Annotated in this window: 19 protein-coding genes; 11 read left to right on the top strand and 8 right to left on the bottom strand. The window is 71.9% G+C overall.

The window, feature by feature from the left end; translation table 11 throughout:
• Nucleotides 1-82 precede the first annotated feature (82 nt).
• Nucleotides 83-472, bottom strand: coding sequence for a hypothetical protein (locus AB0A90_RS32730; protein ID WP_357255589.1), 390 nt, complete (start codon nt 470-472; stop codon nt 83-85).
• Nucleotides 466-1,107, bottom strand: a complete 642-nt coding sequence (locus AB0A90_RS32725; RefSeq protein WP_357255512.1) for an HNH endonuclease family protein — start codon at nt 1,105-1,107, stop codon at nt 466-468. The genes AB0A90_RS32730 and AB0A90_RS32725 overlap by 7 nt, the downstream gene beginning before the upstream one ends.
• A gap of 107 nt (nt 1,108-1,214) precedes the next feature.
• On the opposite strand from AB0A90_RS32725, the gene AB0A90_RS32720 reads away from it, so the two are divergent.
• A complete protein-coding gene (locus AB0A90_RS32720; protein WP_357255510.1) occupies nt 1,215-2,708 on the top strand; it encodes an MFS transporter in 1,494 nt (497 codons plus the stop codon).
• A gap of 30 nt (nt 2,709-2,738) precedes the next feature.
• Here AB0A90_RS32720 and leuA read toward each other — a convergent pair whose 3' ends face one another.
• Nucleotides 2,739-4,490, bottom strand: coding sequence for a 2-isopropylmalate synthase (gene leuA / locus AB0A90_RS32715; protein ID WP_357255508.1), 1,752 nt, complete (start codon nt 4,488-4,490; stop codon nt 2,739-2,741).
• A 237-nt stretch (nt 4,491-4,727) separates the two neighbouring features.
• Entirely contained in the window at nt 4,728-5,999 is a 1,272-nt protein-coding gene (locus tag AB0A90_RS32710) for an MFS transporter (protein ID WP_357255506.1), read from the bottom strand.
• A 77-nt stretch (nt 6,000-6,076) separates the two neighbouring features.
• On the opposite strand from AB0A90_RS32710, the gene AB0A90_RS32705 reads away from it, so the two are divergent.
• Nucleotides 6,077-7,063, top strand: a complete 987-nt coding sequence (locus AB0A90_RS32705) for a DUF5937 family protein (RefSeq protein ID WP_357255504.1) — start codon at nt 6,077-6,079, stop codon at nt 7,061-7,063.
• Between the two features lie 13 nt (nt 7,064-7,076).
• Here AB0A90_RS32705 and AB0A90_RS32700 read toward each other — a convergent pair whose 3' ends face one another.
• Together AB0A90_RS32700 and AB0A90_RS32695 are read right to left on the bottom strand one after the other, a co-directional pair.
• Nucleotides 7,077-7,628: a nitroreductase family protein gene (locus tag AB0A90_RS32700; protein ID WP_357255502.1), complete on the bottom strand. Its 552-nt coding sequence runs from the start codon at nt 7,626-7,628 to the stop codon at nt 7,077-7,079.
• A gap of 85 nt (nt 7,629-7,713) precedes the next feature.
• Entirely contained in the window at nt 7,714-8,502 is a 789-nt protein-coding gene (locus AB0A90_RS32695; protein ID WP_357255500.1) for a hypothetical protein, read from the bottom strand.
• Between the two features lie 256 nt (nt 8,503-8,758).
• On the opposite strand from AB0A90_RS32695, the gene AB0A90_RS32690 reads away from it, so the two are divergent.
• Together AB0A90_RS32690 and AB0A90_RS32685 are read left to right on the top strand one after the other, a co-directional pair.
• Entirely contained in the window at nt 8,759-10,024 is a 1,266-nt protein-coding gene (locus AB0A90_RS32690; RefSeq protein ID WP_357255498.1) for an aspartate kinase, read from the top strand.
• 5 nt (nt 10,025-10,029) lie between these two features.
• A complete protein-coding gene (locus AB0A90_RS32685; RefSeq protein ID WP_357255496.1) occupies nt 10,030-11,091 on the top strand; it encodes an aspartate-semialdehyde dehydrogenase in 1,062 nt (353 codons plus the stop codon).
• Nucleotides 11,092-11,296: 205 nt separating this feature from the next.
• On the opposite strand, the gene AB0A90_RS32680 is transcribed toward AB0A90_RS32685, so the two are convergent.
• Nucleotides 11,297-12,661 carry a sensor domain-containing diguanylate cyclase gene (locus AB0A90_RS32680; RefSeq protein WP_357255587.1) on the bottom strand — a complete coding sequence of 455 codons (1,365 nt, stop codon included), beginning with the start codon at nt 12,659-12,661 and terminating at the stop codon, nt 11,297-11,299.
• A 249-nt stretch (nt 12,662-12,910) separates the two neighbouring features.
• Between AB0A90_RS32680 and AB0A90_RS32675 the strand changes: the two genes are divergently transcribed.
• From AB0A90_RS32675 to AB0A90_RS32650, 6 genes are all read left to right on the top strand, one after another.
• Nucleotides 12,911-13,252, top strand: a complete 342-nt coding sequence (locus tag AB0A90_RS32675; protein WP_357255494.1) for a helix-turn-helix domain-containing protein — start codon at nt 12,911-12,913, stop codon at nt 13,250-13,252.
• Complete coding sequence (locus AB0A90_RS32670) at nt 13,253-13,480, top strand: hypothetical protein (RefSeq protein ID WP_357255492.1); 228 nt, start codon at nt 13,253-13,255, stop codon at nt 13,478-13,480.
• Complete coding sequence (locus AB0A90_RS32665) at nt 13,477-14,067, top strand: CDP-alcohol phosphatidyltransferase family protein (RefSeq protein WP_357255490.1); 591 nt, start codon at nt 13,477-13,479, stop codon at nt 14,065-14,067. The genes AB0A90_RS32670 and AB0A90_RS32665 overlap by 4 nt, the downstream gene beginning before the upstream one ends.
• Nucleotides 14,064-14,564, top strand: coding sequence for a hypothetical protein (locus AB0A90_RS32660; protein ID WP_357255488.1), 501 nt, complete (start codon nt 14,064-14,066; stop codon nt 14,562-14,564). Before AB0A90_RS32665 ends, AB0A90_RS32660 begins: the two co-directional genes overlap by 4 nt.
• A gap of 147 nt (nt 14,565-14,711) precedes the next feature.
• Entirely contained in the window at nt 14,712-15,491 is a 780-nt protein-coding gene (locus AB0A90_RS32655) for a phosphodiesterase (protein ID WP_357255486.1), read from the top strand.
• 11 nt (nt 15,492-15,502) lie between these two features.
• Nucleotides 15,503-16,153 (top strand): histone deacetylase, encoded by a 651-nt coding sequence (locus AB0A90_RS32650; protein ID WP_357255484.1) that lies wholly within the window; start codon nt 15,503-15,505, stop codon nt 16,151-16,153.
• Nucleotides 16,154-16,213: 60 nt separating this feature from the next.
• On the opposite strand, the gene AB0A90_RS32645 is transcribed toward AB0A90_RS32650, so the two are convergent.
• A complete protein-coding gene (locus tag AB0A90_RS32645) occupies nt 16,214-17,011 on the bottom strand; it encodes an alpha/beta fold hydrolase (protein ID WP_357255482.1) in 798 nt (265 codons plus the stop codon).
• Nucleotides 17,012-17,293: 282 nt separating this feature from the next.
• On the opposite strand from AB0A90_RS32645, the gene AB0A90_RS32640 reads away from it, so the two are divergent.
• Nucleotides 17,294-19,000 (top strand): bifunctional metallophosphatase/5'-nucleotidase, encoded by a 1,707-nt coding sequence (locus tag AB0A90_RS32640; RefSeq protein ID WP_357255481.1) that lies wholly within the window; start codon nt 17,294-17,296, stop codon nt 18,998-19,000.
• Nucleotides 19,001-19,220: the final 220 nt, after the last annotated feature.

The following is a 19,220-nucleotide window of genomic DNA, read 5'->3' as shown; positions in this document are numbered from 1 at the left end:
ACCAGGGGCCGTCCGGGAACGGACGGCCCCTGGGCGGCGCGTGCTCCGGGTGACTCAGCCGACGGTACGTCGCTCGGGTGGCTCAGCCCTCGGGGCGGTGCAGCAGGCCCACCGCGACGCCGTGTACCGCGTCCAGTCCCGCCGGGTCGGCCAGCGCGACCGACGTGCCGGTCACCGTGTACCACTCGTCGGCGTCCTTGTACTGCACCCGCAGGGTGACCTTGCCGTCCGCGTACTCGGTGCGCAGCGTCAGGTCACCGGTGACCACGCCGACCTCGTCGGTCATCACACCGCCGGGGCCGGGCACGATGTCGGTGGTGCGGCTCTGCGGGCCGGCCGCGCCCCCCGAATCCGCGACCATGCCGGCGCCCGGTACGGCGGCGGGGGTCTCGGCGGTGCCGTCCGCGGTCATGCCGGCGGCGGCCGGGACGCCTTCCCCGGCGGCGGTCACGTGTCGCTCCCCACTCAACAGCCCTCCAACATGTCGGTCAGGGCGGTCTTCTCGGCGCTTGTCACCGTCAGCCGCCAGTAGTGCTTGACCGTCACCCAGTCCTGGGCGTACTTGCACCAGTACGATCGGTTTGCCGGCTTCCACTGGGACGGGTCCTGGTCACCCTTTGCCCGATTGGAGGACGCGGAAACCGCGAAGAGCTGCGGACGGGTGGTGTCGTTGGCGAAGTCACCGCGCTTCGCGTCGTCCCACTCGTCGGCACCGGAGCGCCACGCGTTGGCCAACGGCACCATGTGGTCGATGTCCACGTCGGAGGGATCGGAGAAGCTGCGACCGTCGTACACGCTCTCCCAGCGCCCACCGACCACGTTGCAGCCGGAGAGCTTCACGTCCTTGCCGTCGCGCTGGAGGATGCTGTCCCGCACGTCGCAGTTCTTGCCGGTGTCCCGCCAGTGCGGGAAGTGGTCCCGGCTGTAGCCCTTCATCGAGCCGGCGGTGGCCACGGTGAGCTGGCTCAACTGCTCTGCCGCGTTGCCGCCGTCGTTCGACGACGGTGGTGTGGTCGGCTCGTCCTGCGGGACACAACCGGCCACGCCGAGTGCCAGCGCCGCGGCGAGCGCGATCACCGCCGCTCGCGGTCCTGATCTGGTACGCACAGACGACACCTCTCCAGCTTGCGGTCTCCCGGCGATTGCGCACAGTACCCGGGAATGGTTTCGGCGTTTCGTGGCGTCTCCCACATGATGCAAGGCAGATTGGTGGGATGACCGCACCCGTACCGGCGCCCGCCCTCCGGATGGGCACCACCGCCGGCCGGGGCACGCTGCTCGCCGCCGTGCTCGCCTCTGGCATGGTCTTCCTCGACAGCACTGTCGTCAACGTGGCCCTGCCGAAGCTCGGGCAGGATCTCGGCGCGAACGTGGCCGATCTTCAGTGGACCATCAACGGCTACCTGCTGATGCTGGCGGCGTTCGTGCTGCTCGGCGGCGCGCTCGGGGACCGCTTCGGTCGCCGGCGGATCTTTCTCATCGGGGTGGTCTGGTTCACCGCCGCCTCGGTGCTGTGCGGGCTGGCCCAGGACACCGGCATGCTGATCGCGGCCCGGTTCCTCCAGGGCGCCGGTGGCGCGCTGCTCACGCCCGGGTCGCTGTCGGTGCTCCAGGCCAGCTTCCACCCCGACGACCGGGGCCGGGCGATCGGTGCCTGGGCTGGGCTGTCCGGGGTGTCCACCGCGCTGGGACCGTTCATCGGGGGCTGGCTGATCGACACGCTGTCCTGGCGCTGGATCTTTTTCCTCAACCTACCGATCGCCGTGCTCGTGGTGCTGGCCACGCTGCGCTGGGTGCCGGAGAGCCGGGACGAGAGCGCCTCCCGGACCGCGGGGCCGGGTCGGACCCGACGGCGCTTCGACGTCGGAGGAGCACTGCTCGGCGCGCTCGCGCTGGCCGGCGTCACGTACGCCCTGATCGACGCGCCGGCACGTGGCTTCGACTCCGCCCCGGTGCTGATCGCCGCGCTGGTCGGGGTGCTGTCCGCGGTGACGTTCGTGCTGCTGGAACGACGGCGGGGCGACGCCGCGATGCTGCCCACCGGGCTGTTCGGCAGCCGGCTCTTCTCGGTGCTGAACATCTTCACCGTGGTCGTCTACGCGGCGCTCGGCGGCTTCACCTTCTTCTTCGCCGTCTACCTGCAGAACGTGGTGGAGTGGTCGGCCTTCCGCACCGGCATCGCGTTGCTGCCGATGACCCTGCTGCTGTTGGTCGGGTCGGCCCGAGCCGGAGCGTTGTCGGCGCGGATCGGGCCGCGGCTGCCGTTGGCCATCGGGCCGGTGGTGGCCGCGGTCGGTCTGCTGCTGCTGCGCGGCGTCGGCCCGGGCGCGTCGTACTGGACCGACGTGCTACCCGGGGTGCTGCTCTTCGGCATCGGGCTGACCCTGGTGGTGGCACCGCTCACCGCATCGGTGCTGGCCGCCGTGCAGGACCGGTTCTCCGGGGTGGCCAGCGGCTTCAACAACGCCGCGTCCCGGGCCGGCGGACTGCTCGCGGTGGCGGCGCTGCCGCTGCTTGTCGGCCTGTCCGGCAGCGGCTACGCGCAGAAGGCCGAGCTGACCGACGCGTTCCGGGGCGCCATGGTCTGGTGTGCCGGGCTGTTGCTGGCCGGGGCCGTGCTGGCCCTCGTGCTCGTGCACCGGCCGCCCCGCGCGGCCCCACCGTCGCAGCCCTGCCACTCGATGCCCGCGGCCACACCCCCGAGATAGGCAACCACCTCGGGGGCGCGGCGCGTGCGGTCAGCCGCGGGCGCGGTTGACGGCGCTGGTGACCGCCTTGATCGAGGCGGTGACGATGTTGGCGTCGGTGCCGACACCCCAGACCGTCCGACCGTCGACCTCGCACTCCACGTACGCGGCGGCCTGCGCGTCCCCACCCGAGGAGAGCGCGTGCTCGTGGTAGTCGAGCACCCGCACGCCCACCCCGACCGACTGGAGCGCGTTGACGTACGCGTCGATCGGGCCGTTTCCGATCGCGACCAGGGACCGCTGCTCGCCGCCCACACCGACCTGGGCCTCGATCTCGACCTTGCCGTCGGTGGTGCCGATCGTGTAGCTGTTCAGTCGGACCGCCGGGTCGGGCTGGTGGTCGAGCAGGTAGTGCGTCGCGAAGATCTCCCACATGGCGCTCGGGTCGACCTCGCCGCCGTCGTGGTCGGTGACGTGCTGCACCACCCCGGAGAACTCGATCTGGAGCCGGCGCGGCAGGTCCAGTTGGTGCTCGCTCTTCATGATGTACGCGATGCCACCCTTGCCGGACTGCGAGTTGACCCGGATGACCGCCTCGTAGGTGCGGCCCAGGTCCTTCGGGTCGATCGGCAGGTACGGCACGGCCCAGGTGTGCTCGTCCAGCGGCACCCCGGCGGCCTTCGCGTCGGCGGCGAGGGCGTCGAAGCCCTTCTTGATGGCGTCCTGGTGGGAGCCGGAGAAGGCGGTGTAGACCAGGTCGCCCGCGTACGGGTGGCGCTCGTGCACGGGCAGCTGGTTGCAGTATTCGACGGCCCGCCGGATCTCGTCGATGTTGGAGAAGGAGATCATCGGGTCGATGCCCTGGGAGAACAGGTTGAGCCCCAGCGTCACCAGGTCGACGTTGCCGGTGCGCTCGCCGTTGCCGAACAGGCAGCCCTCGATGCGGTCCGCGCCGGCGAGCAGGCCCAGCTCGGCGGCGGCGACCCCGGTGCCGCGGTCGTTGTGCGGGTGCAGGCTCAGCACCACACTGTCGCGGCGCGGCAGGTGCCGGTGCATCCACTCGATCGAGTCGGCGTACACGTTGGGGGTGGCCATCTCGACGGTGGCCGGCAGGTTGATGATCAGCGGCCGGTCCGGCGTCGGGTCGATCACGTCGATCACCCGGGAGCAGACCTCCAGCGCGTACTCCAGCTCGGTGCCCGTGTACGACTCCGGCGAGTACTCGTAGAAGATCTCGGTGTCCGGGGTGTGGATCTCCGCGTACTTCTGGCAGAGCCGCGCGCCGGTCGTGGCGATGTCGGCGATGCCGTCCCGGTCCAGCCCGAAGACCACCCGCCGCTGGAGGGTGGAGGTCGAGTTGTAGAAGTGCACGATGGCCCGCTTCGCGCCGCGCAGCGACTCGAACGTCCGCTCGATCAGGTGCTCCCGGCACTGCGTGAGCACCTGGATCGTGACGTCGTCCGGGATCATGTCCTGGTCGATGAGCTGCCGGACGAAGTTGAAGTCGGTCTGGCTGGCCGACGGGAAGCCGACCTCGATCTCCTTGTAGCCCATCTGGACCAGCAGCTGGAACATCCGCCGCTTGCGCTCGGGCGACATCGGGTCGATCAGTGCCTGGTTGCCGTCGCGCAGGTCCACGGCGCACCAGCGCGGCGCGGCGTCGACGTGCCGGGTGGGCCAGGTGCGATCCGGCAGGTCGATCCGGAACTGCTCCCGGTACGGCTGGTAGCGGTGGTACGGCATCCGGCTCGGGCGTTGCCGAGCGATCGGATCGGTCTCGGCGTCGGTGACAGGTTGAGCCATCTCAGAGTGCTCCCTGGAACATGTGGCGTCAGCAGATCGGAAGGTGTCGGCGGAATGCCGGGCAACGGTGCGCGGCGGTGCCGAGAAGAAAATCGGATGTGCTGGACGGCGCGATGCGACTCCGCGACGAGGTGCCGGCCGGTCAGGCCTCGTCGCGGCGGCTAAGGAGGAGCAGCGCCCGCCACATGACCACGTCACCCTACGTGATGAAACGGAGGGGGGAAAGGCAGGTCCGGACTATGGGACCAGTGTTCCGGCCTGTTCCGGGGCCTCGGCACCCAGTCGTGGAGTCCGTTCGGCCCAGGCCACCACCGGTACGACAGCCAGCCCGACGAGCACGAAGATCGCCGCGGCCGGTAACCAGCCCCACCCGCCGTTGGTCACCCCGAGCGCGGTCAGACCGACCGGGGCGATCAGGTACTGCACCTGGGAGCCGAGCCGGAAAGCCCCCACGTACGCGCCGCGCTGGGCGGTCGGCGGCAGGGTGGCGGTGAGCCCCCAGGCGCCCGCTGACTCGATCAACTCGGCCAGGATCAGCACCAGGGCGGCGGCCACCAGCACCACCACGGTGAGCAGGCCCCGGGTCAGCCCGGAGAGCGGCAGGACCAGACAGAACAGGGCGATCAGCAGGGCACCCCGGCGGGAGGCTCGGGCCGCGCCCGGCGCGGTGTCGGCGCCCCGGCTCAGACGTACCTGGAACAGCACGACCAGGACCGTGTTGAGCAGCACCAGCCCGGCGATCACCGTCTTCGGGGCATCGGTGTGGGTGAGGATCCAGAGCGGCAGCACCGTCAGGTAGAGCGTCTGGTGCGCGGTGAGCAGCCCGGACAGCAGGGACACCGCCACGAACGGGCGGTCGCGGAGCACGGCGAGCCGACCCATCGGCTCCACCGGCCGGGTGACCTGCGGCAGCCGGGGCAGTCGCCGCACGAAGAGAGCCGTCACCAGGAAGACCGTCGCGATGAACCAGACCATTCCCCGGTACGCCGCCATCGTGTCCACCGTCAGCACCACGCCGCTGATCACCGCACCCAGCCCGAAGCCGACGTTCAGCGACGAGCGCTGGTACGCCATCGCGGTGACCCGTTCGGCCGGGGGCAGCGCGTTGATCGAGTAGACCTGCACGGCCACGCCGCTCGCGGCCTCCACGGCGGCCAGGGCCACCACCACGGCGAGGAACCCGGCGAAGCCGCCGACGAACGGGTACGTCGCGAAGAGCGCCGCGTTCAGCACCAGTCCGACCACCCAGACCCGCTGCGGTCCGTACCGGTCGCTGAGTCCGCCCAGCGGCACCGTGCCCAACAGCGACACCCCCGCCGCGATGGACAGCCCCAGCCCCACCTGGGCGGCGCTGAGCCCGAGCGCCCGGGTGAAGAAGACGGCGCTGCCGGCGTGGAACAGCCCGCTGCCGACGGCGTAGACCATGGCCTGCACGGCCAGGGCGCGGGTCAGCCCGGCCGGCGGTACGACGTCTCGGACGGCGGTACGGATCGATTCTCTGGTCCCCATGGTCGGGGAGTGAATCGGGTCCCCAAGACCTCGGTCGAGTCTTTTAGGCTGGACCGAATCCTGCTCCTGGGGGGCGTGTGTCCGAGTTGCGGTTCAGCCTGGCCGACGTGGCGGGAGTGCGGCTCGCCGTGTCGCCGGTCAACGAGACGGTCATGAGCATGTGGGCGCTGGCCAACCCGGCCCGCTACGCGGTGCACCTGCCCTGGATCGACCGGGCCCGGGTGACGTTGCGTCGTCCCGAGGTGGCCGACCGGGTCCGACCTCTGGTGGGGTTGGCCGTGCCGGGTCGCTGGCTGCCCGACTTCCTCACCCCGGCGGCCCGACCGAACGTGGAGATGGCCGAGCAGCTCGACCAGATCGCCGCGACGCCGCCGGCCGTGGTCGCCCAGGACCTGCTGGCCACCACCTGGCAACGACCGCTGAGCCCGTTCGGGCAGGCGCTGCTGGCCGACCCCGCCGGGCTGCTGCCGCAGGTGGTCGACGCGGTGCGGGTCTGGCACGACGAGGCGATCGCCCCGGACTGGCCGCGGATGCGGGCGCTGCTCGACGCCGACGTGGCGTACCGGGCCGCCCAGCTCGCCGAGAGTGGCGCCGGTCGGTTCTTCGAGCAGCTCCACCCGAGCCTGCGCTGGCACGGCGACCGGGTGGTCAGCGACGACACGTTCGAGCGGGACTTCGACCTCCGCGGTCGTGGGCTGGCGCTGAACCCGACGGTCTTCACCGAGCAGCACGTGCTGTGGAACCTGCTGGAAGATTCGCTGCCGGCCGGCGCGTACCCGGTCCGTGCCGTCGGGACGCTCTGGGAGGCGACCGGGCCGCCGCCCGGCGACCCACTGGCCCGGGTGATCGGCCCCGGCCGGGCCGCGCTGCTGCACCTGCTGGTGACGGCGTCGACCACCACCGACCTGGCCCGACTCACCGGGATGTCCGCCGGAAACGTCTCCCAGCACCTGGCCGCGCTGCACGCCGCCGGCCTGGTCTCCCGGTCCCGCCAGGGTCGGCACGTCCTCTACCGCAACACCGAGGTCGCGGCCGTCCTGCTTCGCGCCAGCGGCGGCGAGTAGGCCCGCCGACCGGTCAGCCGAGCAGGAGTTCGGCCAGCGGTCGACGGCGGCGCAGACCGGTCTCCTCGGCGACGAGGTCGGCCGGGAGGCTGAGTGGATCACCGAGTTGCCCCACCGCGAGCACCGCGTACGGCCGCACGTCGGCGGGCAGGTGCAGGTCGGCGCTGAGTCCGACGCGATCCACGGTGAGGACCTGGCGCACGTGCAGCCCGAGCGCGGTGGCCTGCACGGTGAGATGGGCGACCGCCTGACCCAGGTCGTACGCGACCCCGTCGGGTGGCGTGGCGTCGGGCGCGGTGTCGCCGTCGACGTGCGCGGCGAGCAGCAGGGCGGCGGCACGGTGTGCCCAGCGTTGGTCGCGCTCGGGCAGGTTGACCAGAATCCGCTTCCAGGTCTCGTCGTCGCGGTGGCCGAGGGTGAACCGCCAGGGTTGGCGGTTGCCCAGGGACGGTGCCCAGCGGGCCGCCTCCAGGAGGAGGGACGCGTCCGTGGCGTTCAACTCCTCGGTGGGGTGGAACGCCAGCGGACTCCAACGGTAGGCGAGCAGCGGAGTGAGATCGGCCATGCTCCGGATCGTCCCGTATGGGCGATTCGCCCTCCAAGGGTGGGGTGACCAAATGTGGGCAAGGGCACCCGTAACGGGATGAAGATCAGGGCGTTCCCGCGCTTGGGCTGTCCGACGGGTCAGGGGTCGGCGGCGCGGCGGTGTCCAGCGGATCCCGGTCGACCACCACCGGGCCGGCCAACTGCACAGTGGCCGGCGCCGGGCCCGGCGGTCCGGCCAGCCGCAGCGTCCCCGACCCGGTCCGCACCCCGGTCGGAGTGCCGTCCCGCTCATAGCAGTAGATGCCCACCTCCACCGGGGCGTTGAGCGACGCCGAGGTGGAGTCCACCGAGTAGCAGGTGCCGGTGAGGCCCTCGGGTGGGCTGGCGGGAGCGACCGCCAGCGGTGCGCGCCGGTCGGTGAGCACGTCCAGCCAGTCGGTGAGCGGATGCTGGACCCGGGGGTCCGACCGGCGGGGGATCGCGTCGTCGCGCTCACCGAGGCGTACGCAGCTCGCCGACTCCGGTCGCCCGGCCGACGGCAGGGCGCACTGGAACAGCCCGTCGCTCGTGGCGGCTATCGAGACGTCGGCAGTGCCACCCCACGCGCCACCCGGCACGTCGACCCGCCAACTGCCGTCGTTCGCGCTGGTGAACGTGATGGTGCGAGCCGGCTGACCGGTCTGGCTGTACGCGTACTGCGCCACCAGGTGGCGATCCTGGGCGGCCGCGGCCAGGGCGGCCAGGTCGTCCCGCGCGGTGTCCACCGCGACCGGCCCCGGATCGGCGGGCGGCGGGGCCGGGGGGCGCGCATCGGCGCAGGCGACCAGGAGAGCCGGCAGGGCGAACACGAGCGGCCCGAGCACGCGGACGGCCGGGCGGATGAGGACGGGCACCGGCCCATTCTGGTGGGTCCGGACTGCTGGTGGGCGCCAGCGGGTGACGGCTCGCGCCGGCGTGTCGGACGGTTCGTCGCCGCGTACCGCCGGGGTTGGTGGGAGCGGCCCGGCCGCCCCGCGCGGGCCGGATGGTGGGATCACCTGACCCGGCATCGTTACCCGCCGGATACCCTCAGGGGGACTGACATGCGCCGCCGGCCCCGGTTCCGGCGGCGTCGGCACGCTCAGGGTCGCTGGGAGGGAGTGCACCGTCGTGGCACTCGTGGTGCAGAAGTACGGCGGGTCCTCCGTCGCCAACGCCGAGCGGATCAAGCGGGTGGCCGAGCGCATCGTCGCCGCCCGCAAGGCCGGCGACGACGTGGTGGTGGTGGTCTCCGCGATGGGGGACACCACCGACGAGCTGCTGGACCTGGCCAACCAGGTCAGCCCGCTGCCTCCGGGCCGCGAGCTGGACATGCTGCTCACCGCCGGGGAGCGGATCTCCATGGCGTTGCTCGCCATGGCCATCCACAACCTGGGGTACGAAGCCCGCTCGTTCACCGGCTCGCAGGCCGGCGTCATCACCACCTCGGTGCACGGCCGCGCGCGGATCATCGACGTCACCCCGGGGCGGCTCAAGGGCGCGCTCGACGAGGGTTCGGTGGTCATCGTCGCCGGCTTCCAGGGTGTCTCGCAGGACACCAAGGACGTCACCACGCTGGGCCGCGGTGGTTCGGACACCACCGCCGTGGCGCTCGCCGCCGCCCTGCACGCCGACGTCTGCGAGATCTACACCGACGTGGACGGCATCTTCACCGCCGACCCACGGATCGTGCCCAACGCCCGACACATCCGGCAGATCACCTACGAGGAGACGCTGGAGTTGGCCGCGTGCGGCGCGAAGGTGCTGCACCTACGTAGCGTGGAGTATGCCCGTCGGGCGGGGTTGCCGATCCACGTCCGTTCGTCATACTCGACCAACACCGGCACGATGGTCACCGGATCGATGGAGGACCCTTCCGTGGAGCAGGCACTGATCACCGGCGTCGCGCACGACCGCAGCGAGGCCAAGATCACGATCGTCGGGGTGCCCGACGAGCCGGGTGCCGCCGCGCGGATCTTCGACACCGTCGCCGGCGCCGAGATCAACATCGACATGATCGTGCAGAACGTCTCCACCGAGGGCACCGGTCGGACGGACATCTCGTTCACCCTGCCCAAGGCCGACGGCCCCACCGCGATGGCCGCGCTCAGCAAGATCCAGGAGCCGGTCAAGTTCAAGGGCCTGCTGTACGACGACCACGTCGGCAAGGTCTCGCTGATCGGTGCCGGCATGCGTTCGCACCCGGGTGTGGCCGCCGGCTTCTTCGCCGCGCTCGGCGCCGCCGGAGTCAACATCGAGATGATCTCCACCTCCGAGATCCGGGTCTCCGTGGTCTGCCGCGACACCGACCTCGACGCCGCCGTCCGCGCCATCCACGACGCGTTCGAGCTGGGCGGCGACACCGAAGCCGTGGTCTACGCGGGGACGGGTAGGTAGCGCCGATGACGGCGCTGCCCACCCTCGCCGTGGTCGGAGCGACAGGTGCCGTCGGCACCGTGATGTGTGAGCTGCTCTCCGGTCGTCGCAACGTCTGGGGTGAGATCCGCCTGCTCGCCTCCGAACGCTCGGTCGGCAGGCGGGTGCGCTGCCGGGGTGAGGACGTCGTCGTCCAGGCGCTGACCCCGGAGGCGTTCGACGGGGTCGACGTGGCGATGTTCGACGTGCCCGACGAGGTCTCCGCCGAGTGGGCGCCGATCGCCGTCGAGCGCGGTGCGATCGCCGTCGACAACTCCGCCGCGTTCCGGATGGACCGGGACGTCCCGCTGGTCGTTCCGGAGATCAACCCCGAGCAGGTCCGCAACCGGCCCCGGGGCATCATCGCCAACGCCAACTGCACCACCCTCGCGATGATCGTCGCGGTCGCGCCCCTGCACCGCGAGTACGGCCTGCGGGAACTGGTGCTCGCCTCCTACCAGGCGGTCTCCGGTGCCGGCCAGGCCGGCGTGGACATCCTGCACGACCAGCTCACCAAGGTCGCCGGGGATCGCGCGCTCGGCTCGCGCACGGGCGACGTCCGCCAGGCCGTCGGCGACGACCTCGGTCCGTTCCCGGCCCCGCTGGCGCTCAACGTGGTGCCCTGGGCGGGCTCGTCCGCCGACGGTGGCTGGTCGTCGGAGGAGATGAAGATCCGCAACGAGTCGCGGAAGATCCTCGGCCTGCCCGACCTCAAAGTGTCCGCCACCTGCGTCCGGGTGCCGGTGGTCACCGCTCACTCGGTGGCCGTGCACGCGGTCTTCGGCACCGAGGTGGATGCCGAGGGCGCCCGCGAGGCGCTGCGCAACGCGCCCGGGGTCATCCTGGTCGACGATCCCGCCGCCGGGGAGTTCCCGATGCCGATCGACGCCGTCGGCACCGACCCGTCCTGGGTCGGCCGGATCCGCCGCGCCCTGGACGACCCGCGCGCTCTGGACTTCTTCGTCACCGGCGACAACCTCCGCAAGGGCGCGGCCCTCAACACCGCCCAGATCGCCGAACTCCTGGCCAAGGAGTTCCGCACCCCCTAACAACCCCACCCCACCCACCCCGCCCCGCCCCGCCCCACCCCACCCCGCCCCGCCCGCGTGCGCCCCGCGCCCCGCCATCGCGGTCGATCATGGAGTTGTGGTGGGCGAATTATCCAGCTCTAAGCCTTTTGCGGGGCACCACAACTCCTTGATCGACGCCGGTAGGGGGCGGGGGTTGGGGGTTGGGTTGGGGGTGGGGGGTGGGTCAGGCTGCGGAGAGGTGGACTCCGTCTCGGCCCTGGCGTTTTACCGCGTAGAGGGCCTGGTCGGCTCTCTTCAGGGTGCGGTCGGGGGTTTCGCCGGGGCGGGGCAGTGCGACGCCCACGCTGATTGTGCGGCCGATGCGCCGAGCCGCCTCGGTCAGCCGTTCGGCGATCCGGACCGCCTCCTCGGGGCGACTCACCTCGATCACCGCGACGAACTCGTCGCCACCGATCCGGTACAGCTCGTCGCCGTGCCGGAGTGCCTCCTCGAGAGCGCGGGCCAACCCGACGAGCACCCGGTCACCGGCCTGGTGGCCGTACGTGTCGTTGACGATCTTGAAGCCGTCCACGTCGATCGCCAGCAGGGCCGTACGTCCCGGGGTGGCCGCCGCGATCCGCTGCCCGAACGGGCCGGTGTGCCGCAACCCGGTCAGCGGGTCGGAGCTGGCCTGCTCGCGCAGTCGGGCCAGCGTGCGGAGGCGGTCCAGGTTGGTCCAGGCCTGCCCGGCGAGCAGTTCCATCAGGCTGACCGTGGTCGGGTCCGGGCGCAGGGCACGTTCGTCGGCGACCAGCAGCATCCCGCCGGCCTCCGGTGACCCGACCGGAACGGCGACCACGGTCTGCACCCGCGCCTGGGTCAGTGGTCGGTAGTCCTCGGTCGGGGGGTGCCCCGCCTCGCCCAGCGTGTACCCGGCGCCGTAGCGGTGTGCCCGGTCGACCATCCGGGCCAGGGCCGCCGGGCCAGCCTCGGTCAGCTCGGCGCGGATCCGGGTCTCCAGGTCGCTCGGCGTTGCCGGGGGAGGGCCGAGTTGGCCGGCGACGAGCAGGAGCGCGGTGGAGAGGGTGGAGACCTCCCGGGCGGCGCGGGCCGCCGCGTTCATCAGCTCCGCTTCGGTGAGTGCGGAGGAGAGTGCGGCGGTGTGCCGGAGCAGCTTCTCGCTGCGGCTCTCCTCCGGTGGGCCGCCGAGTGCGGCGATCCGCGCGCCGAGCCGGTCGGCCAGCCACTGCGCCGTCTCCCGCCACAGCTCCAGGTCGGCTGGCTCACTCCACTGCAGGTCGAGTACGCCGATCGCCCGTCCGGTCGGGTCCAGCACCGGGACGCACAGCTCGGCGGTCACGTCCGGGCGTACCGGAAGGTAGTCCGGGTCGGTGGTGACGTCCGGGACGACGGCGGGGGCGCCGGTGGCGTACACCCGCCCGACGATGCCGGTTCGCTCCGGCACGGTCGCGAAGACCTGCCAGGCCCCGGTCGCCGCTACGCAGCGCAGACGGTCGTGGGCCGCGAGCAGCACGGAGATCGTCGCGTGGGTGTGCCGGGACAGCGCGGTGACCGTCCACCGACAGGCCTCCGGCACGCTCGACGCCATCGGGAGGCGGGCGATGACGTCACGGCTGACTCGCTGATGATCCACTCGCACGTCGTTCCAGGTAGGGGAGGGGCCGGCCGGCGCCGAGCCGCGCGATCAAGCGTACCACGGTGGCGGGATCCTCAGGGCTTCGTACACACGTGCTATCCACAGGCTGTGGACACAGCCTGTGGGCGGTGCCACCGGGTGTCAGAGTTGACGATCGCGTTTGCGCCTGCCAATAATAGTTGGCATGAGCCAAGGTGAGCTATGGGAGAGCTGAGCGGCGACCGGCTGGTCGAGGTCCTTGCCACGCTGGCCAGCCCGCACCGACTGCGGGTGCTCGCCGCGCTGACCGGTGGACGTGCGTACGTCTCGCAGCTCGCCCGCGATCTGGGCATCAGCCGCGCGCTGCTGCAGGTGCACCTCAAGAAGTTGGAAAAGGCCGGGCTGGTCACCGCCCATCTGGAGTTGTCCGAGGACGGCAAGGCACTCAAGTACTACGAGACCGCGCCCTTCTCGTTGCACCTCACGCCCGACATGGTGGCGGCCGCCGTCACCACCCTGAGCACCGCCGGAGACGGCGATGCCGTATCGAAAGGAAACAGTTAGATGGACGTCACCGCCTCGGTCTTCCTCGTCGTCGTCGCCGCCCTGCTCATCTCGGTCGTCTGGTACGCGGGCGTCCGCACGCGGACGGCGGTCGCCGGCGAACTGCAGCGGCAGTACGCCGAGCAGGCCGCCGAGACCCAGCGGCTGCTCACCGACGTGAGCGCGCAGTTGGCCGACCTGAACCGGCGCACCGCGGACATGCAACGCATCCTCAAGGACGCCGAATGACAGCCCTCGGCCTCAGCCCGCCGGTCACACTCCTCAACGTCCCCAACGCCATCACCGCCGTACGCACGGCGGGTGCCGTCGGGCTCGCCGTGGCGGCGCTGACCCAGCGCAGCGCGTACCTGCTGGTCGCCGCCTACCTGCTCTACTGGATCGGAGACATCCTCGACGGTGCCGCCGCCCGGAGCCTGGGACAGGAGACGCGTACCGGCGCGGTCTTCGACATCGTCGCGGACCGTGCCTGCACGTCGGCCTGCGCCGCCGCACTCATCGTGCTGCGGCCCGCCACGGCCCTGCCGATCGCGGTGTTCCTGGTCCAGTTCATGGTCATCGACCAGTTGTTGAGCCTGATGTTCCTGCGCTGGCCGCTGCTCAGCCCGAACTACTTCGCCCGCGTCGACAGGCGCGTCTACCTGTGGAACTGGTCTCCGCCGGCCAAGGCGCTGAACACCGCCGCGGTGGTGCTGCTGGCGATCTTCGCGCCGATGCCTGTGGCTGTCACGTTCGCCCTCGCGGTCGCCGCGGTGAAGATCGTCTCGTTGGTCTGCGCCGCCAAGCTGCCGGCGGGACTCCCGCCTGCCCGACCATGATCGCCGTTCTGGTGGCCGCAGGCGTCGGGCTGCTGTCGGCCTTCCTGCCGTTCACCCCGGCCGAGCCGTACCTGATCGCGACCGTGGCCACGACAAGCGCGCAACCCGTGGCGCTCGGCGTGGCCGCCGCTGCCGGGCAAACTGCCGGCAAGGTCCTGATCTTCCTCGGCGCGCGCGGCGCGATCCGCTCGACGTGGCTGCAACGGCGGCTCCGCGGACGTCCGCCCGCCGCGCCGGCCCGACCCGGTCGACTGAGCACGATGCTGGCGCACCCGAAGGCGGCCGGCGCGCGACTCGTCGAGGTGCTGGAACGCCCCCACCAGTCGACCGGGATGCTGCTGGTCAGCGCCGTCAGCGGCCTGCCTCCGCTGCTGGCCGCCAGCGTCTACCTGGGACGCACACCCATGCGTCCGGTCACCTTCGCCGTGACGTGCCTGCTGGGCCGGGCGATCCGCTTCGTAACTGTCGCGCTGGCCCCGCAACTCGCCGGCTACTGAAACGGTGGCCGTCAGCCCGACCTCGACGACGGGCCGGAACGCGCCGGACCGCCCATCGGACCGGCCTCGCCAGGCGCCTCGTTCCGGGACCCGGAAACACCGCGCCCAGCGATAGCGTGAAGCTCCCGACGCCGAGGAGGCGAGCCCATGCTCATCGCTCAGCTCAGCGACCCGCACCTGACCACCGGTCTGCTCGCCGCCGCACCGGCCGCCGGGCTGCACCGTGCGCTCGGCCGGGTGCTGGCAGTCCGGCCGCGGCCGGACTGCGTCGTGATCAGCGGCGACCTGGTCGACCACGGCCGACCCGACGAGTACGCGGCGCTGCGCGAGCTGATCGGCCGGTTCCCGGTGCCGGTGCACCTGGCCGCCGGCAACCACGACGACCGCGAGGCGCTGCTCGACGCCTTCGGCGGCACACCGTGGCTCGGGGGCGGGTTCTCAACCCATTACCACGTCGATCACGAGGCGGCGTCGGTCGTGGTGCTCGACTCGCTCGTCCCCGGCAGCAGCAGCGGCCAACTCGGCGAGGAGCAACTCGGTTGGCTCGACGGGGTGCTGGCCGGGCGATCCGAGGTGCCCGCCGTGGTCTTTCTGCACCATCCGCCGGTCGCGGTCGGCATCCCCGCGGCCGACTCCCTCCGGCTTGCCGACTCCGACGCGTTCGCCGAGGTGATTCGTCGGCACCCGCACGTCGTCCGAGTCGCCGCCGGCCACCTGCACCGCCCGGTCACCGCGGACTACGCGGGCACGGTGCTCACCGTGGCCCCCAGCACCTGGAAGCAGAGCACGCTCACCATGAGCACCGACGAGCAGATCGGCTGGGTCGACGAGCCAACCGCCTTCCTGCTGCACCTGGTCGAGGCGGGCGGGTGCGTGACGCACACCGTGCAGGTGAGTCACTCGGCCGGTCAGACCTGCACCTCCTGAGGGAGCCCGTCGTGGTGGTCTGGTACGTCGCGTACGGCTCGAACATGCACGCCGCGCGCCTCGGGTGGTACATCGGTGGTGGCTGCCCGCCCGGTGGGAGGCGCACGTACCCGGGCTGCCGGGATCGGCGCCCACCGAGCCGGTCGGTCCCGGTGTCGCTACCCGGCGGGATCTATTTCGCCGGTGAGTCCCGGGCCTGGACCGGGGGCATGGCCTTCTACGACCCGCACCTGCCGGGCGAGGCCGCCGCCCGCGCCTATCTGGTCACCGAGGAGCAGTTCGCCGACATCGCCGCCCAGGAGATGTACCGCCCGGCGGGTGCCGCCGCCGACCTGATCCCCGCGACCGGGGCGGCGATCGAGGCGGCCATCACCGACGGACGGGCCACGCTCGGCCCCGGCCGGTACGAGACGTTGGTCTGCCCCGGCAGCCGCAGCGGCGTCCCCCTGCTCACCTTCACCGCGCCCGAGGGGGCGTCGGCCACCCCGTGCCGGCCGCCCGCGCCGATCTACCTCGGCATGATCGCCCGTGGTCTGCAAGAGGCACACGGCTGGCCGGCCGAGCGGATCACCAGCTATCTGGCCGCCCGGCCCGGCGTGGCCGACGGATGGCGCACCGACGCCGTCGCCGCCCTGGTCAGCGAGGTGCTGGTCGACGTGTGACCGCCGGGCGGTCCCAGCCCGCAACTCGGCCCGGCACGTGGCCCGCTGGTGGGCAGGCCGTCAACCGAGCAGGAACTCCCGCAGCGCGGGAGCGAGCGTCGCCGGCGGCACGTCGTGGTAACCACCGTCGAGGCTGATGGATCGGCCGCCCGGGACCGCCTCGGCCGCGGCCACACTCGCGTCCCTCAGCCACTGTGGACTGCCGGTGCTGTGCACCCCGAGAGTCGGCACCGTGATGGCCGCCAGCCGGTCGGTGGGCAGTCGCCCTCCGGCGGTGACGATCGAGTCGTACACCAGGGTGTGCGCGATTGCGGTCAGTCCGCCCCACATCGGCTGCGACCGCATCCCGGTGATCTGCTCGGCCGGCAGCCCCACCGCGTCGCTGAGGAAGAGCCCCACCGCGGCGTCCCGGTCGTCGGCGGCGATCAGCTCGATGAGCTGCGGGGTGATGTCCTTGCGGACGCCCACGTGCGGGCCGACCTGGAACGGTGGCTCGAACAGGACCAACCTGGTCACCGGAAGGCCCTGCGCGGTGGCGAGGGCGGCCAGGACCGCCCCGGAAGAGATGCCGTAGACGGCGGCGGAACCACCCGCCGCGGCGATCAGGGCGGCCAGGTCGTCGATCTCGCGACCGATCTCGTACGGTGCGGTGTCGCCGCTGAAGCCGCGCCCCCGACGGTCGTAGCTGAAGGTGGTGAAATCCGTCGCCAGTGCCGCACCCAGGTCGCGCGTCGCGTTGCGATCACTGAACGCGCCACCGACCAGGATGATCGCCGGCCCGGCACCTGACCGTTCAAACGCGATGGGTGTGCCGTCGGCTGACCGCACCTGCTCCGCCACCGGTGTCGTTCCGCTCACGATGTCGCCCCCAGCCCTCGTTGGTCGTCCCGTCCTTTCTAGACCCTGCGTACGACGATGTCCGGCAGACCGCGGCAAACGACGCTCGATCCGGGGTGCGGGCGTACCCGCAGCTCCGATCCGCCGCCTGGGTCGCCCCGGCGGCGTCCGGATGAGAGGCTGTCGGGGCAGGCGGCCATCCCCAACCGCCGCCAACCGCGACCCTGACGACGGTGTCGCTCGACGGCCCGGTCGACCCAGAGGCCGGGCCCCGCGCGGGCGCCGATTCTTCCGAGGAGATCCATGTCCACAACCGGGATGCGACGGGCCGCTGTCGGCCTGACCGCGCTCGCGGTGGCCGCGTTCGGCGCGGTCGCCACCAGCCCAGAACAAGCCGACGCGCGACCGAAGCCGGTCGACGTCACGCTGCTGGCCCTCAACGACTTCCACGGCAACCTCGAACCGCCGACCTCGTCCAGCGGCACCATCGCCGGGCAGACCGCGGGCGGCGTCGAATACCTGGCGACCCACCTGGCCGAGATGCGGGCCGCCGCCAAGAAGAAGAACACCATCACGGTCGCCGCCGGTGACCTGATCGGCGCGTCCCCGCTGCTCTCCGCCGCGTTCCACGACGAGCCGACGATCGAGGCGCTGAGCATGGCCGGGCTGGACTACGCCAGCGTCGGCAACCACGAGTTCGACGAGGGCGCCGCCGAGCTGCTGCGGATCCAGAACGGCGGCTGCCACCCGGTGGACGGCTGCGCCGACGGCACCCCGTACCGGGGCGCCGGCTTCAAGTACCTCTCCGCGAACGCCTTCAAGACCGCCACCGGCAAGCCGCTGCTGGCACCGTACGCGATCCACAAGGTGCAGGGCGTCAAGGTCGGCTTCATCGGGATGACCCTGGAGGGCACCCCGCAGATCGTCAGCCAGCAGGGCGTCGCCGGCCTCACCTTCGCCGACGAGGCGGACACCGCCAACCGGTACGCTCGCGAGCTGCGCCGCAAGGGCGTGGAGACGATCGTCGTGCTGCTGCACGAGGGCGGCGCCCAGGCGTCGACCGGTGGGATCAACGACTGCGTCGGCATGACCGGGCCGATCGTGGACATCGCCAACCGGATGGACCCGTCGATCGACGTGGTGGTCAGTGGGCACACCCACCAGGCGTACAACTGCGACATCAACGGCAAGCTGGTCACCAGCGCCAGCTCGTTCGGTCGCCTGGTCACCGACATCGACCTGAAGATCGACCGTCGGAGCGGGGACGTCATCTCCGCCGCCGCGAACAACGTCGTCGTCACCCGCGACGTGGCCAAGGACCCGAAGCAGACCGCACTGATCAACCACTACAAGACGGTGCTCGGCCCGGTCGCCGGCCGCCAGGTCGGCGTGACCAGCCAGGCGATCACCCGGAGCCAGGAAACCCTCTTCGGTACGAGTCTGGGTGAATCCCCGCTGGGCAACCTGATCGCCGACGCCCAGCTCGCCGCCACCGACGACGAGGAGGGCGCGGTCGCCGCCCTCATGAACCCGGGCGGGGTCCGCGCCGACCTCGACGCCGGCCCGGTCACCTACGAAGAGGCGTTCACGGTGCAGCCGTTCGCCAACAACCTGGTGACGCTCGACCTGACCGGCGCGCAGCTCTACTGCGTACTGGAACAGCAGTTCGTCACCAACCGCACGCTGTACCCGTCGTCGACCGTGGGCTATGTGGTCGACCCGAACGGCACCACCGGCACGGTGGCCGACCCGTGCGCCGGCACCCGTGTGGTCCGGGGCAGCCTCACCCTCGGCGGGACCGCCGTCGACACCGCCGCCACCTACCGGGTGACGGTGAACAACTTCCTGGCCGGCGGCGGCGACGGCTTCAGCGCCCTCACCGGCGGGACCAACCAGGTCACCGGCCAGATCGACCTGGACGCGTTCGTGGCGTACCTGACCGCGCAGTCGCCGGTCTCCGCCCCGACGCTGGACCGCATCCGCACCACCGCCGAGGTCCCCGCCGCCTGACGGCCGACCCCGCGACATCGGGCCCCGGAGCACCCGCTCCGGGGCCCGACCCGTCCCAAGCGCCACCGTGTCCCCCGCAGCCCTGAGTCCGCGCGCTCGCGTCCCGCGCGCTCGCGTCCCGCGCGCTCGCGTCCCGCGCGCTCGCGTCCCGCGCGCTCGCGCTCGCAGCCTGCGCCCCGCGCCCCGCCGCGCCCCGCCGCGCCCCGCGCCCCGCCGCGCC

The organism is Micromonospora sp. NPDC049204 (genome assembly GCF_040647935.1).
Lineage (GTDB): Bacteria > Actinomycetota > Actinomycetes > Mycobacteriales > Micromonosporaceae > Micromonospora.
This window is presented reverse-complemented; position numbering and strand designations above follow the sequence as displayed.